Source organism: Pueribacillus theae (assembly GCF_003097615.1).
In the GTDB taxonomy this organism is placed as follows: domain Bacteria; phylum Bacillota; class Bacilli; order Bacillales; family UBA6769; genus Pueribacillus; species Pueribacillus theae.
Window position 1 is genome coordinate 1 of sequence record NZ_QCZG01000102.1, and the last position, 1600, is coordinate 1600.

2 protein-coding genes are annotated in these 1600 nt (G+C 36.4%); both read right to left on the minus strand.

The genetic code is table 11. The features are described 5' to 3' along the window. Positions 1–126 precede the first annotated feature (126 nt). Positions 127–342: a small acid-soluble spore protein Tlp gene (gene tlp, locus DCC39_RS18840; RefSeq protein ID WP_116556401.1), complete on the minus strand. Its 216-nt coding sequence runs from the start codon at positions 340–342 to the stop codon at positions 127–129. Between the two features lie 78 nt (positions 343–420). Then, on the minus strand, positions 421–1461 hold the full coding sequence (locus tag DCC39_RS18845) for a mechanosensitive ion channel family protein (RefSeq protein WP_116556402.1): 1041 nt from the start codon (positions 1459–1461) through the stop codon (positions 421–423). Positions 1462–1600: the final 139 nt, after the last annotated feature.

Sequence of the window (1600 nt, forward strand, 5' to 3'; positions counted from 1 at the left end):
TTTTGATACATCGCTGAAAGCTTTCCGGAACCATACGCCTAGCGTATGGTTTTCTTTTCACAAATAAAAAAGCATGAAAGTGATTGAATAACCACCTTCATGCTTTTTTATTTTGTGATCGCTTTTTTAATCGTTCACTTCATCTTTCAGTTCTTCGCGGAAGCCTTCGATGCTTTCTTCTCTTCGTTTATTTTTTTCTTTAATTTGTTGTTTTTGTTCTTCGCTCATGGCATCAGCATGGGCTTTTAAATAATCTTCAGCCTCATTCATATTTTGCAGCGTGTTGCCAATGGCTCTTTCAATTCGTTCAGGATTGTTTGAACGATCGTCTGGTTTTGGCATAGTACATTCCTCCTTTTCAACCTTAGTATGCTCAGAAACCGACGAGGTATGTATGTTGGAATGTCTATCCGCCATCCACTAGCAACAAAAAGCAATTTCAATGTTTTTCCTCTTGAGGATCTCCAAGATTTTAAAGTTTATTTCCTCTTTAATATCCAAGTATTCTCCCCAATTTGTTGTTTTAGTAAAGAAATAAAAGTATATCTGCAGCCCATGATCACTATAATCATTAAATTTTACAAAAATGGTCTCCGGATGGACGCCGGGATGATTTTTAATCAATTCCTCAATTTGTTTCATGGCACCTTGCAGCTTATCTTTTGGTGTCGTGTTCTCCACATGGATGTCAAACGTAATTTGCCGTTTTCCCATTTTGCTCCAGTTTGTTATCGGGTCGTTCGCCAGTGTAGCGTTAGGAACTGTAACAAGTGCATCAGCAAATGTGCGGACTTTTGTACTCCGGAAATTAATATCCTCAACGGTCCCTTCCACATTAGGTGTTAAAATCCAATCTCCGATTGTAAATGGCTTTTCTGTAATAATGACAATTCCGCCAAATAAATTCTTTAGCGCATCTTGGGCCGCCAATGAAAAAGCAAGTCCACCCAAGCCCAATCCCGCAACAAATCCGTTCACTTCGTAATCGAATTCTTGAGCGATGACACTAAGGCTGATTGCAATAATGATAAATTTTAATGCTCTTGAAAAAAATGGGATAAGGATTTCATCAATGTGAAAATTGTATCTTTCATTCAAATTGGTAAAGAATAAGGAAGAGGCTGATGCTAAATTTACTAACCCCCACGTAATGATAATGATAACTGATACACGGATTAAATTAAGAAATAACTCGTTTTTATGATCAAAAAACGGAAAATACTTTGCCGCCAAATATACCCCAATAATGATAAACAGCCACTGAATGGGCTTCTTGAACGCAAGGAAGATAGAAGAAAGGATTTCAGTCGGTGTTTTTTTGCTTATCTTTAGCAAGATGGCAAACACATATTTCGTAAAAATTTTCCTAAAAAACAAAAACAATAATAAGATACCGATTGAAATCCCAATCGAAATCAAATTTTCGTATGTGATGTAAGTCAACAGTTTTTCCCAAGACAAGTGATAAAACCTCCTTACAAAACTTTCTCAATATCATAACATAGCGTTTTTCAATCCAGCCAGAATTTAAGATTGAACTACTCCACCTTAATTTCTTACGAAATTTGAAGATGGAGATTCCTAAGAACACCTTCGTAAC